This is a genomic window from Pseudomonas sp. Z4-20 (genome assembly GCF_051131955.1).
In the GTDB taxonomy this organism is placed as follows: domain Bacteria; phylum Pseudomonadota; class Gammaproteobacteria; order Pseudomonadales; family Pseudomonadaceae; genus Aquipseudomonas; species Aquipseudomonas marvdashtae.
Genome location: NZ_CP071641.1, coordinates 3,480,117 through 3,494,287 on the forward strand (window position 1 = coordinate 3,480,117; position 14,171 = coordinate 3,494,287).

Sequence of the window (14,171 nt, forward strand, 5' to 3'; positions counted from 1 at the left end):
CGCAACCTCAATGCTCGGTGTGCGTGGGAAACGCAATCGGTGCCGAACGAGCCAGCCCGCCCCGGGACTTGAGCACTCGCAATTGTGCCGGCCGGGCATCGATGGCAATCCGCAGGGCCGCCGGAGACGGGTTGATGGCTTCCTGGATCGAGCGCCAGGCGAACGCCAGGGTCTGGCCGGTTTCCGCCGCGACTTGCAACCGGCGCAGGGCCCGGTCATCCGCCTGCCGAGGCCAGCACAGCACCGCGCCGCAACTGCCCGAACGCAAGCATTGCTCAGTGGCCCACAAGGCATCGCGTTGATCGGCCTGGATGATCGACAGCTGGCGCAGGTCGACCCCGGCATTTCGCCAAGCCTGGGGATAGGGTACGAACGGCGGCGCCACCAGCACGATCCGCTCCCCCGCCGCCGACAGCCGCGCGAGGGTCGGCCAGACCAGTTGCAACTCGCCCACGCCCGGCGCGCTGATGAGAATTTCCGTCAGTGCCGCTTCCGGCCAGCCGCCATTGGGCAATGCCGCGTCCAGCGCCGCATGACCGGTGGGCTGCGGGCTGGCGGCCGGCGGCGCAGGCCGGCCTCTCCAGACTTGGCCGCCATTGAACAGCGTGTCCAGCGCAACGACAGCGCCCATCAGCCTTGTCTCACCAAGCCACAGAACACGCCTTCGATCGCCAGGTCCTGGTCGGCTGCAACGATGATTGGCTGATAGGCCGGGTTGCGGGGCAACAGGCGCACGCGCTCGCCGACTTGCTCGAAGCGCTTGATGGTCACCTCCCCGTCCAGGCGCGCCACGACGATCTGCCCATTGGCGGCCTGGGGCGTGCGCTGCACACCCACCAGGTCACCGTCGAGAATGCCGTCCTCAATCATCGAATCGCCCTGGACCCGCAACAAATAATCCGGCGCCTTGGTGAAAATCGCCGGGTCCAGCAGCAGGCGGCTGTGAACCTCGGCGTCGGCGCCAATCGGCAGCCCGGCAGCCACCCGCCCCAGCACCGGCACGTCCAGCAACTCGGGGCGTGGCGGTTGGTTCAGCAGCCGAATGCCTCGGGCCTGGTGCGGATTGACCTCGATGAAACCGGCCTCCGTCAACGCCAGCACATGCTTGCGCGCCACGCTGCGAGAGGCGAAACCAAACGCCTCGCTGATTTCAGCGAGGCTCGGAGGCTGGCCCTGCTCGGCGATGCGTTCGCGGATAAAGGTCAGGATAGCGGTGCGGCGAGGAGTGAGAGTCGTCATGGAGTACATTTGTACTCCTGTCGGTTTTTTCTGACAAGCGCCGCCAGTCAGTTCACAGGTTGGCTGTACAAATCATTGTGGCGAGGCCGCTGGCTCCCTCGCCACAGGGTTCTAGACTGACGGAGATTTGGCAGCGCGGCTAAGGCAGCAGCAGCCCCTGCTCACGCTCGCACAACTGCACCACGTAATCCCACAACACGCGTAACCGGACGGATTTGTGCAGCTCGCGGCGGGTACTGATCCAATAGCTTCGGCAGATGCTCTCGTCCGGCAACAAGGGCACCAGCGTCGGATCGCTGCTGGCCATGTAGCACGGCAGCACGGCGATTCCCAGGCCCGAACGCGCGGCCTGCTGCTGGGCGATGACGCTGGTGCTGTGGAAGACGACCCGCGGCTTGCGGCAAAAGCTGTTGAGGAACATCAATTCCTGGCTGAACAACAGGTCGTCGACATAGCCGATCCAGGCGTGACGAGCCAGGTCCTCGCGGCTGTGCAACGGCGGCGAGCGGTCCAGGTAGCCCTGGCTGGCATACAGGGCCAGGCGGTAATCGGTGAGTTTGCGAGTGACCAGCAGGTCGGCCGCCGGCCGTTCAAGGTGAATACTGATTTCCGCCTCGCGGTTGAGGATACTGACGAACCGCGGCACGGCGACCAGCTCCACCTCCAACCCCGGATAACGCTCGAACAACCCATTCATGCGACTGGCCAGGAACATGATGCCCAGCCCTTCCGTCACACCTAACCGGATCTTGCCCAGGGGTGCGCTGGACTGGGTGATGTCTTCCTGGGCGAGCAGCGCGACGTTCTCCATGGCTTCGGCATGCTTGAGCAGTGCTTCACCCGCTGGGGTCAGTTCGTAGCCCTGGGCGTGCTGGACAAACAACGCCGTGCCGAGGCTTTTCTCGATGGCCTCGATGTGCCGCGCCACCGTGGCATGGGTGGTGTTGAGCCGTCGCGCGGCGGTCAACAAGCGGCCGCTGCGTTGCAGTTCCAGGAAGTAGCGCAGGTCATTCCAATCGAACATGAGCCTTCCTTGCAAACGCCTGAAGTGGTGACTGTTTATAAACGCACAGCCGCTGCGCAAAAACTAACATTCTTTTGACGAAAACTAACAACTAGGATGAGTCCCACAAGAACAAAAAATGAGGTCGCGAATGCAACCTGTCGTCGATGAATACGATTACGTGATCGTGGGCGCCGGTCCCGCTGGATGCCTTCTGGCCAACCGGCTTTCGGCCAATCCGCAACACCGGGTGCTGCTGCTCGAAGCCGGTGGCCGTGACAATTATCCCTGGATTCATATCCCGGTCGGCTACCTGTTCTGCATCGGTAACCCGCGCACCGACTGGTGCTTCAAGACCGAAGCACAACCGGGCCTGCAAGGGCGCGCGCTGAGCTATCCGCGCGGCAAGGTGCTAGGCGGCTGCTCGTCGATCAACGGCATGATCTACATGCGCGGCCAGGCCGCGGACTACGATGGCTGGGCCGCCGAGGGTAATCCCGGCTGGGCCTGGAAAGACGTGTTGCCGCTGTTCAGGCAGAGCGAAAACCACTTCGCGGGAGACTCCGATTTTCATGGCGCGAGCGGGGAATGGCGAGTCGAACGCCAGCGCCTGTCATGGCCGATTCTCGATGCCTTCCGCACCGCTGCCGAGCAGAGCGGCATCCCCAGCGTCGACGATTTCAACGGTGGCGACAACGAAGGCTGTGGCTACTTCCAGGTCAACCAGAAAGCCGGGGTGCGTTGGAACGCGGCCAAGGCCTTTCTCAAACCGATTCGCAACCGCCCCAACCTGACGATATTGACCGAGGTCGAGGTAGACCGCGTGTTGTTGCGTGACGATCGTGCCCACGCCGTCAGCGCCCGCTGGCAAGGCGAAAACATGACGTTCAAGGCCCGCAAGGAAATCGTCCTGTGCGCCGGCGCCGTTGGCTCGCCGAGCATTTTGCAGCGCTCCGGGATCGGCCCGCGCAGCCTGTTGCAGCGCCTGGGCATCGGCGTGGTCCACGAGTTGCCCGGCGTTGGTGGCAACTTGCAGGATCACTTGCAGTTGCGGCTGATCTACCAGTTGGAAAACGCCCGTACGCTGAACCAGATCGCCGGCACGCTGTGGGGCAAGATGGGCATGGGCTTGCGCTACCTGTACGACCGCAGCGGCCCGTTGTCCATGGCCCCGAGCCAACTCGGCGCGTTCGCCCGCTCGGGGCCGGAACAGACCTCGGCCAACCTTGAATACCATGTACAACCGTTGTCCCTGGAGCGCTTCGGCGAACCGCTGCACAGCTTTGCGGCGTTCACCGCGTCGGTGTGCGACTTGCGTCCGATGAGCCGCGGCCGCGTAGATATCCGCTCAGCCGATCCCCGTGACGCGCCGTTGATCCAGCCCAATTATCTGAGCCATCCCGAAGACCTGCGGGTCGCCGCCGACGCCATCCGCCTGACCCGACGCATCGTCGCCTCCCCGGCCCTGGGCGCCTTCAAGCCGGTGGAATACCTGCCCGGCCCCAGCCTGCAAACCGAAGAAGAATTGCACCAGGCCGCCGCGCGCATCGGCACGACGATTTTCCATCCGGTGGGCACTTGCCGCATGGGCCCGGACGCCGACGCCGTGGTGGATGCGCAACTGCGCGTGCATGGCATCAAGGGTCTGCGCATCGCCGACGCCTCGATCATGCCGCGCATCACCTCGGGCAACACCTGCTCGCCGACGCTGATGATTGCCGAGAAGGCGGCGCAGATGATGCTTGCGCCAGCGACCACCAGCATCACGACACAAAAGCAGCCCGCCACGGTCTGAAAAACACCAAGAGCCCCCGTGGCGAGGGAAGCACGTAAACCAAGGAAAACGTGTCAAGTCAGGAGACGCCCCACCCGGCGTTGCAGTGGAACAACAAAAACAATCACTGTGAGGGATACCGCTATGTCTGAGCATGTTCAGCCCCTGGAAGCCACGCGCAGCGCCGGCACCAGTCAGGAAACGCAGAAAGTCATCTTCGCCTCGTCCCTGGGGACGGTGTTCGAGTGGTACGACTTTTTTCTCTACGGCGCCCTGGCGGCGGTGATCAGCAAGCAGTTCTTTGCCGGGGTGAACGACACCACGGCGTTCATTTTTGCCTTGATGGCCTTCGCCGCCGGCTTCATCGTGCGTCCGTTCGGCGCCTTGGTGTTTGGTCGATTGGGCGACATGATCGGGCGCAAGTACACCTTCCTGGCGACCATCGTGCTGATGGGCCTGGCCACCTTCTGCGTCGGCCTGCTGCCCAACTACGCCAGCATCGGCATCGCCGCGCCGATCATCCTGGTGGTGTTGCGCATGCTCCAGGGCCTGGCCTTGGGCGGTGAGTACGGCGGCGCGGCCACCTATGTCGCCGAGCACGCACCGATGGGCAAGCGCGGTTTCCACACCAGTTGGATTCAGTCCACCGCCACCCTGGGGCTGTTGCTCTCGCTGCTGGTGGTGCTGGGGTGCCGTTACTTTACCGGTGACCAGTTCGAAGTCTGGGGCTGGCGCATTCCGTTCCTGTTGTCGATCCTGCTGCTGGGCATCTCCACCTGGATCCGCCTGAGCCTGCACGAGTCGCCGGCCTTCCTGAAAATGAAAGAAGAAGGCAAGTGCTGCAAGGCGCCGATCCGCGAATCGTTCGGCAAATGGGAAAACCTGAAGGTGGTGCTGATCGCCCTGTTCAGCATCAACGCCGGGCAAGCGGTGACCTTCTATGCCGCGCAATTCTATGTGCTGTTTTTCCTCACCCAATTCCTCAAGATGGACCCGGCACTCGCCAATAGCCTGCTGATCGTCAGCGTCATCATCGGCGCACCGTTCTTCATCTTCTTTGGCTGGCTGTCGGACAAGGTCGGACGCAAACCGATACTGATGATCGGCCTGCTGTTGGCGACGGCTTTGTACTTTCCGATCTTCAAGACGCTTGCGCATTACGCCAACCCGGCCATCGACTTGGCAAGCCGCCAGGCACCGATCACCGTGGTCGCCGATCCGGCCACCTGTACCTTCCAGTTCGACCCGGTGGGCAAGGCGCGTTTCGACAGCCCCTGCGACAAGGTCAAGACCTTCCTGGTCAAGCAAGGCCTGCCCTACAGCAGCGTCGCGGCGCCTGCCGGCAGCAGCGTGCAAGTGAGCGTCGGTGACGTGAAACTCGAAGGCTACGACGAAGCCGCCCTGCGCGGCGCGGTGACGCTGGCGGGCTACCCGCAACAGGCCGACGCCCAGCAGATCAACCGGCCGATGATCGTCGCCCTGATCGTGGCGCTGATCATCATCTCCGCGATGTGCTACGGTCCGCTGGCGGCGCTGATGGTGGAACTGTTCCCGACCCGCATTCGCTACACGTCGATGTCCCTTCCGTACCACATCGGCAATGGCTGGTTCGGCGGCTTCCTGCCCACCGTGTCGTTCGCGCTGGTGGTCTATACCGGGGATATTTTCTATGGGCTGTGGTACCCGGTGGTGATCACGGGCGTGAGCCTGGTGGTGGGGATGATCTGCCTGCGGGAAACCAGGAACGTGGATTTGGATACCAACTGAGGATCTGTCCCCCGTGGCGAGGGAGTTTGCTCCCTCGCCACGGGAACTGCATTACAGCCATCAATGCACCGAGTGATCTTTTACCGTGCTTTCCACCAGGTCGAGCATCTGCCCCAGCGCCCACGGCTTGGCAATGAACGAGGCCTGGTGCTTGATCCCCGCGCTTTCCGGCGTCTCGAAGCCCGACATGATCAGCAGTGGTATCTGTGGCCAGCGATCCCCGGTCAGGTTGGCGAGGTCCGCTCCGTCCATCGCCCCAGGCATGGTGATATCGGTCAGCAGCAGGTCCACGTAATCGGCGCTCTCTTCGAGAAAGGTCAGTGCCGAATCAGCGCTCTCCCGGGGCTCGACGACAAACCCCTCTTCCTCGAGGATTTCACACAAAAACTCCAGGATGGTCGGATCATCCTCAACAACGAGAATCAAACGCGTGGTCGCCTGTCCGTTGCCCTTCGGCATCGAATTCATGAAAGTGACTCTCCTTGATTCCATTAACTTGCTCTGCGGTTTCAATCGCTCTGCAAGTTATGAGCGATGCCCTTGCGAGAAATTCATTCTGCTTGCCTATTCAGTCGCCAAGCGACAAGCCAAGCGGGCTGTTGCAACGCAGCGCAACGTTTTATCTGTATATCCATACAGATAAAGCTTGCTCCGGCGCCGATCCCTGACCATGCTAGCGCCCCATGAAACCTGCTTAGGAAGAGGCGTTATGCGGTTGTACCTGTGTGAAAAACCGTCCCAGGCCAAGGACATCGCCACAGTGCTGGGCGCCACGCGGCGCGGCGACGGTTGCTGGCTGGGCGCGAACGTCACGGTCACCTGGTGCATCGGCCATCTGTTGGAAACCGCCCCACCCGACGCCTACGACGCGCGCTACAAGCGCTGGGTGCTGGCCGACCTGCCCATCGTGCCGGCGCGATGGAAAATGACGGTCAAGCCGAAAACCGCCGGGCAGTACAAAGCGGTCAAGCGGCTCCTGGGGGAAGCGACGGAACTGGTCATCGCCACCGATGCCGACCGCGAGGGCGAAATGATCGCCCGGGAGCTGGTCGAGCATTGCCGCTATCGCGGGCCGATCCAGCGACTGTGGTTGTCGGCCCTGGACGACGCGTCGATCCGCAAGGCCCTCGGCGCACTCAAGCCCGGCGCGGAAACCTTCAACCTGTACCATTCGGCCCTCGGCCGCTCACGGGCCGATTGGCTGATCGGCATGAACATGAGTCGCCTGTTCACGCTCCTGGGGCGCCAATCCGGTTATCAAGGCGTCTTGCCGGTGGGCCGCGTGCAGACGCCGACCCTGCGACTGGTGGTGGATCGCGACCGCAGCATTGCCGATTTCGTACCGGTCGCCTACTGGGCCATCGACGTGCAACTGAGCGATGCCGGCACCGCCTTCACCGCTCAATGGCGCGCCGATCCGGACGCCTGCGACGACCAGGAACGCTGCCTGAACCAGGCCCTGGCCCGCGACGCCGCCCAGGCCATGGGCAACGCTGCCACCGCCCGGGTCATCAAGGTACGCACCGAACGCATGCGCGAAGCGGCGCCGCTACCGTTCGACCTGGGCACCCTGCAGGAAGTCTGCTCGAAGAAGCTCGGCCTTGGCGCCCAGGAAACCCTGGACGTTGCCCAGTCGCTCTACGAAACCTACAAGCTCATCACTTATCCGCGCAGCGATTGCGGTTTCCTGCCGGTGAGCCAGCACGGCGAAGCGCCCGCCATTCTCGCCGCCCTTGCCCAGGCCGATCCGGGCCTTGCACCGCTGCGCGATCACCTGCAACCCCAACGCAAATCCCGCGCCTGGAACGACGCCAAGGTCAGCGCGCACCACGGCATCATTCCCACGGCTGCGGCGAAGAACCTCGACAAGCTCGCCGGCAAGCAGCGCGCTGTCTACGCGCTGATTCGCGCGCGCTACCTGGCGCAGTTCCTGCCCAACCATGAATACGACCGGACCCAGGCCGACTTCGATTGTGCCGGCCAGGCCCTGCGCGCGGTCGGCAAGCAGATCGTCGAACCCGGCTGGAAGCGCGCCCTGCCCGAAGCACTCGCACCGGCACGGGGACGCGAAGCACCCGTGCCACAAACCTTGCCGCCGCTGGCCGAAGGCCGCGACTGCACAGTCGACGAGGTGATTCACAAAGACCTGTGGACCCAGCCACCCAAGCCGTTCACCGAGGGCGACCTGATCAAGGCGATGAAGAACGTCGCCAAGCTGGTGGAGGATCCGTTGCTCAAGCAGAAGCTCAAGGACACCACCGGCATCGGCACCGAAGCGACCCGCGCTTCGATCATCCAGGGCTTGCTCGATCGTGGTTATCTGGTAAAGAACGGCAAGGCCCTGGCCGCCACTCCAGCGGCGTTCAGCCTGATCGACGCGGTGCCTAGGGCGATCGCCGACCCCGGCACCACTGCAATCTGGGAACAAGCGCTGGACATGGTGCAAAGCGGCGAAATGAGCCTGGAAGAATTCGTCACCCGGCAAGCCGCCTGGATGAGCAAGCACGTCGCCCGCTGCCAAGGCATGAGCCTGACCATCAACGGCCCGGCCAGCCCCGCCGGACGTGGGGCCGCGCCGTGGAAGAAAAAACGCAAGCCGGCCAAGCGCAAAACTGACGGCGCACCGCGCAAGGCGAGCACGGCCAAGGCCACCTGAGCCCTGCCGCAGAAGAGCAAGCCAGATGCGATCCCGTGGCGAGGGAGCTTGCTCCCGCTGGGCTGCGTAGCAGCCCCAAGTAACCTCACACAATATGTCTGACACATCGCATGTGCCTTTTTTAGGGCCGCTTCGCGCCCCAGCGGGAGCAAGCTCCCTCGCCACGGGAAACCACCCGCAGCTGTTTTTCCATACCCAAACCATTTTGTCCGACAATATGTAGTGCCAAAAAATAATCACTACAAAACCGTTGACGCCTCCGATTTGCCCTTGCATGATGCAGACGTCTCCCCGATCGGGAGTACAGGCAAATGTTTGAGCAAGCTCGTCTGACCGCCGAGCTGTTTTTTTGGTAAAGGGACTGCCCACAAGGCAGATTGAAGGTGCTGACCTGGCATGACCGTCCGGTGACAAGGACGAGAAACGCTGGCGATCAATCCTCATGACGCATGGGCTCGACCCTCAAAGTCGACACTGGCCTGAAGATTCTTCGCTGTTTTTCTTCGTTGTAGCGCATCTGCGTAGCAGCCCTTCGATAACACTACATAACTGATGCACGACCCCGTCGAAGCTCGACGGATGAACGCTGACGGCCTGGTTTCGGTGACAGGCAAACATCACCGAACAGCGAAGTTTTGCGAACCACCAGACAGATCAACCAAATGGTCAAGGGGCTTACACATGAATCTGAATAATCAACCATCTATTGATGAACTGGCTCGCATGTTCGCAGCACACAAAGACAGCCTGGACAGCCACATCCTGTGGATCAGCAAGACCGGCCAGGTCCATATGGACTGCCTCTCGCCCTTCACCCAGGAAGACGAGTTCGACAAGCACCAGCAAGACCTATGCGCCCGGCTGAAAATGTACCGCCGTGGCCAAGGCTACGTCGGCAAGAAAGCCGCCGCCGACAAGGACTTCATGGGCCGCGTGCTACAAACGCTGACCCAGGCCTGGCCGTCGGTGCAGGACAGCGCTGAGGTTCGGGTCATTGACCGCCTCTGCTGACATTCCTTAGCAAAAGGCCCGCTCCTGAATCAGCAGCGGGCCTTTTTTTTGTCATCAGAAAACCGACCAGCCGATCCGTTGGCTGAGCAGTTCCAGCGCCGCCATGCCGGCGAGGGAATTGCCGGCAACGTTGAGTTCCGGCGACCAGACGCAGACCGTGAACTGCCCCGGCACCACGGCGACAATCCCACCGCCCACGCCGCTCTTGCCCGGCAGGCCAACGCGATAGGCGAAGTTGCCCGCCTCGTCGTACAGGCCGCTGGTGGCCATGATGGAGTTGACCTGCTGAGTCTGGCGAGCGCTGAGGATCTGCTCGCCGCTGTGCTTGCAAAAACCATCGTTGGCCAGGAAGCAGAACGCACGGGCCAGGTCGATGCAGTTCATTCGTAGCGCGCAGTGGCTGAAATAGCTGCGCAAGACCGCTTCCACGTCGTTATGGAAATTGCCGAAAGATTGCATCAGATAGGCCATCGCCGCGTTTCGCGCGCGGTGCTGGTATTCCGACTCGGCGACCTTGCCATCCACCATCACTTGGGGATTGCCCGACAAGCGACGTACGAAATCACGCATCGACAGCGCCGGAGCGGCGAAGCGTGATTGATTGATGTCGCAGATCACCAGGGCCCCGGCGTTGATGAACGGATTACGCGGCCGGCCGCGTTCGAACTCCAGCTGCACCAACGAGTTGAAAGGCTGGCCGGACGGCTCGTGGCCCAAGCGCTCCCAGATGGCTTCGCCGGAATGCTCGATCGCCTGCACCAGGCTGAAGACCTTGGAAATACTCTGTACCGAAAACGGCGTGTCAGCATCGCCTGCGCGATACATCTCACCGTCATTGCTGTACACGGCAATGCCCAGCTGATTGGCCGGCACCGTGCCCAGAGCAGGAATGTAATCGGCTACCTTGCCCTGGCCGATCAGGGGGCGAACCGCGTCGAGGATCTCGTTCAACAGTGCTTGCATGTGCGCATGGGTCCGATCATTCCCCGTTCGAGTGCGGGGATACAGACGCTAGACGCCGTTGGGCGTGGGCAGAGCACACTGAGCTGGATGAAAATCCCGCAGTCTATAGTTCAAAGGACCAACCGGCAGGAGGTAAACGATGCGCCAGATCATGCAAAAAGAACCCTGGTGGGCCGCGCCGCCCCGCCCAGGGCAGGATGAAAACGAGTTGGAATGGGGCTGGCTGGTGATCTACAGCGAAGGCGAGCCGCGTTTCGAATTCATCCTGGAGCGCCCCTCTGACGAACAGATCCGCCATCGCAAGGGATGCCGCGTGACGCTGGGGTCTGAATGACCCGACTAGGGTGTCGTGAAATGCTCGAATTGCCAGCTATTCGCAGCGCCATCCTCGGACTGTTTATGAACCGCGCCACCCGGCGTCCAGTCGGTGCGCTGGCCCACCAGCGTGCCGAGGTAAGGCCGGGCGACTTCTAGCACACGCTGGTAATCCATTTGCTCGGGCTCGACGATGCCACGGTCCGGATGCTCTACCGCCCAGACGATGCCCGACAGCACCCCCGCCGCCACTTGCAGGCTGGTGGCGTTGTTGAAGGGCACCAGCGCCCGGGCTTCGTCGATGCTCAGCACCGAGCCGAACCAGTAGGCATTCAGCTCATGGCCCATCAGCAAGACACCGAGGGCGTCGGCGCCGCCGCTGTCGATTTCGCCATTGAGGATGCGTTGCCGGGTTTGCGCTTCCCAGCCGCGACCGACCAGCTCATGAATCGACAGCAGCGCGTCATTGCAAGGGTGATAGGCGTAATGCAGCGTCGGTCGATAGACCAATCTGCGTTGCTCCTTGACGGTCAGCAGGTCAGCCGTCGATGCGGTTTCATGATGGGTAATCATCAGCCCCAGGCAGGGGCCGCCCAACGGCGTCCACGTCTTGACCAGCACGCGGGCACTGGGACGTTCGAGATAAATCGTGTTGCGCGTGCCGAAGCGATGACGTCGGGCAGACGTCGGCCAACTGCGCTCATGGCTGCCCCAACCGAGTTCCGCCGGCTGGCTGCCCTCGCTGATGAAGCCTTCCACCGACCAAGTGTTGACGAACTCATCGTCCTCCTTGAGACGCTGCGAACGCTGGGTATCGCGTTCGGCAAAATGGATGACCTTGATACCCATCTCCATGCATAACCGCGCCCAGTCGATGCCTTCGCGGTCCTGGGGCAACGGATGGTCCAACTGCACTGCCAACTCCATCAGTCCAGCTTTGAGCAAATGGGTAATCAAGCCTGGATTGGCGCCATGGGCAACGACTGCCGTCGGGCCTTTGCCCAACTTCTTGCGCAGGTCCAGCACCTGATAGCGCAACGCATAGTTGGTGCGGTGGGAAAGGTCCAGGTGCGGATCGTCATAGCCACCGGCCCAGGGTTCGACGCAGGTGTCCAAGTACAGGGCGTCCTTATCGAAGGCGTACGCCATGACCGCCAATGAGCTGACCTCCACCGACACGTTGACGATGAAGTCACCGGGCTTCACGAAGCGATCCAGCGTCTGTACAAAGGTCTGCTCGGTCAGCGCCTTGCGGACAAAACGAATGCCCCGCTCCTTGAACCAGATCTCCTGCTCAATCACCGGTGCGATGACGGTGATGCGCTCGACCTCGATGTGATCCTGCCTGAGTAGCAAGGGCAACGTGGCTCGCGCAATGGAGCCGAAGCCGATGAAGACCAGATGGCCGCTGAACGGGACCTGATGTTTCATGTGCTGCCTCCTTGGGAACGGTGTACTTCAGATGAAATAACCGCACAACAGCCGAGGCTCTGCCAACCTTGACAGGTACGGCGCGGGAACATCCCGCACCGCCTCTTGCGCTCGCCTACGAGGTACCCAACCCGCCGGACAGATCCGCGCCGGAATGCGCGTGTCCAGGGGCTGGCGTGGCGGCTGGCTGGTCACGATGCTCGGTGGTCTTGCTCACCGTATCGCGCACCGTTTCATAGCCTTCGCGCGCCTTTTGCTTGGCCTTGTCGGCCAGGTCGGCGCTGGTCCTGCCCATCACCCGCTGTTCGGTCGACGTGCTAGGCAACGCAGCCCCCAGCATGGCGCCCAAGGCGATACCCGCAGCCGCCAGCATCAGCGGTTGCTCTTTGAGCAAGCGACTGAACTGCTCGCCCAGGTCCTGGGAACCCTGGCTCATTCGCGCCCCCGTTTCATGGGCGCTGTGGCGGGCATGACGGGCGCCGGCACCGAGACCGTCAGCCAGGTGCGAAGCCTTGTCCTTGAGATGGTGGAAGCCTTCGCGCAACGAATCGGTGGTGTCATGCAAATGATCCTTGGCGCTGCCCAGGCCACCGGCAAGTCCCTCGCTCCAGCCGCTGCCGTCCTGGTCGGGTCCGACGCGATAGCCGACCCGCGGCGGGTGGTTCTGGCCGAGCATCAACCAGCACAAGCCGACCGTGGTCAACACGGTCGGCACCGGGTTATTGCGCACCGTGGTGCCGAGGTTGCCGAAAAATTCCGCGCCATTGCCCTTCACCAGGCCCAGTGCCTGATCGAGCATTTGGCCCGGGGTGAACTTGCTGCCCAAGGCATCGACGATGTGGCTGATATGGGCGCGCTGCTCATCGATCTCGCGCTCGATGGTTTCCGGGCTCTTTTCGGATTCGGTTTTGAATTCATCCTTCATGAGGCTTTCCTCCGCAGGGCTTCCTGGTCTTTGTTCAAGGCATCGAGCGTTCGGTCAGGCTTGAAGTGGGACGGTTCGAACTGCTTCTTGCCCGACTGGACCATGACGAAGCCGATGATCATCGCCACCACACCAACGATCAGCGCGGCCAGCCACGGCGCCATCATCGTACTCAGGCCATACACCACTGCCATCAACAGGATGATAAAACCGGCCAGCAGCACCATCGCGCCGCCGGCCACCCCGGCGATGCCCGCCTTCAGCGAGTTGAGACTGGCTTGGAACTCAGCCTTGGCCAGCGCCAATTCCTTGGTGAACAGCGAAGGGACTTCATGGGTCAGTTGCCTGAGCAAGCCCATGACCGATGCATCGTTGTCGGGCGCCGTGGTCCCGGTGGGACGCTGCAGATCGGGGTCTGGTCGGTTCATCACAATTCTCCTCTGGTATTGGCCGAACCCGGCAGCGAGCCGGTGGCTGAGTCACTGGGATGGTCTTGGACGCTGGGTGAAGTCGGAGTAACGCCAGTGGCCAGGCCACTGCTTGGTGTTGTTGCGGCACCCGGACCGATGGGGTCAGGGGTTGGCTCGAAGGGTCGCTGGGCGCCGAATCCGCCGGCCGGTGGATTCGAATTCCCGGCCGCAGGGTCGTCGACCTCAGTGGCCACCGGCGAGGTGCCGGCCTTGAGGAACCGCGACAGGCCGAAGCCTACTGCGATGCTGCCGGCGAGGAACAGACCGGGATTATCCCGTGCCAGGCGAGAGCCGTCGTGCAGCAACTCTTCGGCGCTCTTGTTGCGCAACTTGCCGGCCAGACCGCTCATGCTATCGGCCATGTCCGCCAAGTAATGCGAGAGGCCAAGGGTGTCGTTGGCTTCGAGTTCCGACATGGCCGACTTGGCGCCACGCGCCAAGGCATCGATCTGGTCCGCCGCGGTATCGCGGTATTGGCCGAAGTGCGCATCGGCCTTTTCGCGGGCGCTGCCGATGGCTTCGTTCACGTCCTCCTTGATGTGGTTAAGGGACTCGTCAGGTCGCCCCTGACTTGAAGTGCCGCTTTGTCGCTCGGGGTTGTTGTCCGGGATAGTCAT

General features: G+C 62.4%; 14 protein-coding genes. 5 read left to right on the top strand and 9 right to left on the bottom strand.

Annotation, left to right across the window (positions count from 1 at the left end):
• Nucleotides 1-7 precede the first annotated feature (7 nt).
• From imuA to J3P82_RS15740, 3 genes are all read right to left on the bottom strand, one after another.
• Nucleotides 8-631, bottom strand: a complete 624-nt coding sequence (gene imuA / locus J3P82_RS15730; protein ID WP_434557663.1) for a translesion DNA synthesis-associated protein ImuA — start codon at nucleotides 629-631, stop codon at nucleotides 8-10.
• Nucleotides 631-1,248, bottom strand: a complete 618-nt coding sequence (gene lexA, locus J3P82_RS15735) for a transcriptional repressor LexA (RefSeq protein ID WP_434557664.1) — start codon at nucleotides 1,246-1,248, stop codon at nucleotides 631-633. The genes imuA and lexA overlap by 1 nt, the downstream gene beginning before the upstream one ends.
• 130 nt (nucleotides 1,249-1,378) lie before the next feature.
• Nucleotides 1,379-2,263, bottom strand: coding sequence for a LysR family transcriptional regulator (locus J3P82_RS15740; RefSeq protein ID WP_434557665.1), 885 nt, complete (start codon nucleotides 2,261-2,263; stop codon nucleotides 1,379-1,381).
• Between the two features lie 130 nt (nucleotides 2,264-2,393).
• Here J3P82_RS15740 and J3P82_RS15745 point away from each other — a divergent pair, with 130 nt between their 5' ends.
• Entirely contained in the window at nucleotides 2,394-4,037 is a 1,644-nt protein-coding gene (locus tag J3P82_RS15745; protein ID WP_434557666.1) for a GMC family oxidoreductase, read from the top strand.
• A 123-nt stretch (nucleotides 4,038-4,160) separates the two neighbouring features.
• Nucleotides 4,161-5,783 (top strand): MFS transporter, encoded by a 1,623-nt coding sequence (locus tag J3P82_RS15750; RefSeq protein ID WP_434557667.1) that lies wholly within the window; start codon nucleotides 4,161-4,163, stop codon nucleotides 5,781-5,783.
• Between the two features lie 60 nt (nucleotides 5,784-5,843).
• On the opposite strand, the gene J3P82_RS15755 is transcribed toward J3P82_RS15750, so the two are convergent.
• A complete protein-coding gene (locus tag J3P82_RS15755) occupies nucleotides 5,844-6,251 on the bottom strand; it encodes a response regulator (RefSeq protein ID WP_434557668.1) in 408 nt (135 codons plus the stop codon).
• 241 nt (nucleotides 6,252-6,492) lie between these two features.
• Here J3P82_RS15755 and J3P82_RS15760 point away from each other — a divergent pair, with 241 nt between their 5' ends.
• Entirely contained in the window at nucleotides 6,493-8,439 is a 1,947-nt protein-coding gene (locus J3P82_RS15760) for a DNA topoisomerase III (RefSeq protein ID WP_434557669.1), read from the top strand.
• 681 nt (nucleotides 8,440-9,120) lie between these two features.
• Nucleotides 9,121-9,450 carry a hypothetical protein gene (locus J3P82_RS15765; RefSeq protein ID WP_434557670.1) on the top strand — a complete coding sequence of 110 codons (330 nt, stop codon included), beginning with the start codon at nucleotides 9,121-9,123 and terminating at the stop codon, nucleotides 9,448-9,450.
• A gap of 54 nt (nucleotides 9,451-9,504) precedes the next feature.
• Here the strand turns inward: J3P82_RS15765 and glsB are convergent, their stop codons facing one another.
• Complete coding sequence (gene glsB / locus J3P82_RS15770) at nucleotides 9,505-10,413, bottom strand: glutaminase B (protein WP_434557671.1); 909 nt, start codon at nucleotides 10,411-10,413, stop codon at nucleotides 9,505-9,507.
• Between the two features lie 139 nt (nucleotides 10,414-10,552).
• Here glsB and J3P82_RS15775 point away from each other — a divergent pair, with 139 nt between their 5' ends.
• Complete coding sequence (locus J3P82_RS15775; protein ID WP_434557672.1) at nucleotides 10,553-10,747, top strand: hypothetical protein; 195 nt, start codon at nucleotides 10,553-10,555, stop codon at nucleotides 10,745-10,747.
• Nucleotides 10,748-10,752: 5 nt separating this feature from the next.
• Here the strand turns inward: J3P82_RS15775 and J3P82_RS15780 are convergent, their stop codons facing one another.
• The 4 genes from J3P82_RS15780 to J3P82_RS15795 form a co-directional block, all read right to left on the bottom strand.
• Nucleotides 10,753-12,159: a saccharopine dehydrogenase C-terminal domain-containing protein gene (locus J3P82_RS15780; protein ID WP_434557673.1), complete on the bottom strand. Its 1,407-nt coding sequence runs from the start codon at nucleotides 12,157-12,159 to the stop codon at nucleotides 10,753-10,755.
• A gap of 115 nt (nucleotides 12,160-12,274) precedes the next feature.
• Nucleotides 12,275-13,084, bottom strand: coding sequence for a DUF3618 domain-containing protein (locus J3P82_RS15785; RefSeq protein ID WP_434557674.1), 810 nt, complete (start codon nucleotides 13,082-13,084; stop codon nucleotides 12,275-12,277).
• Nucleotides 13,081-13,512 (bottom strand): phage holin family protein, encoded by a 432-nt coding sequence (locus J3P82_RS15790; protein ID WP_434557675.1) that lies wholly within the window; start codon nucleotides 13,510-13,512, stop codon nucleotides 13,081-13,083. Before J3P82_RS15790 ends, J3P82_RS15785 begins: the two co-directional genes overlap by 4 nt.
• Nucleotides 13,512-14,171, bottom strand: coding sequence for a hypothetical protein (locus J3P82_RS15795; RefSeq protein ID WP_434557676.1), 660 nt, complete (start codon nucleotides 14,169-14,171; stop codon nucleotides 13,512-13,514). The genes J3P82_RS15790 and J3P82_RS15795 overlap by 1 nt, the downstream gene beginning before the upstream one ends.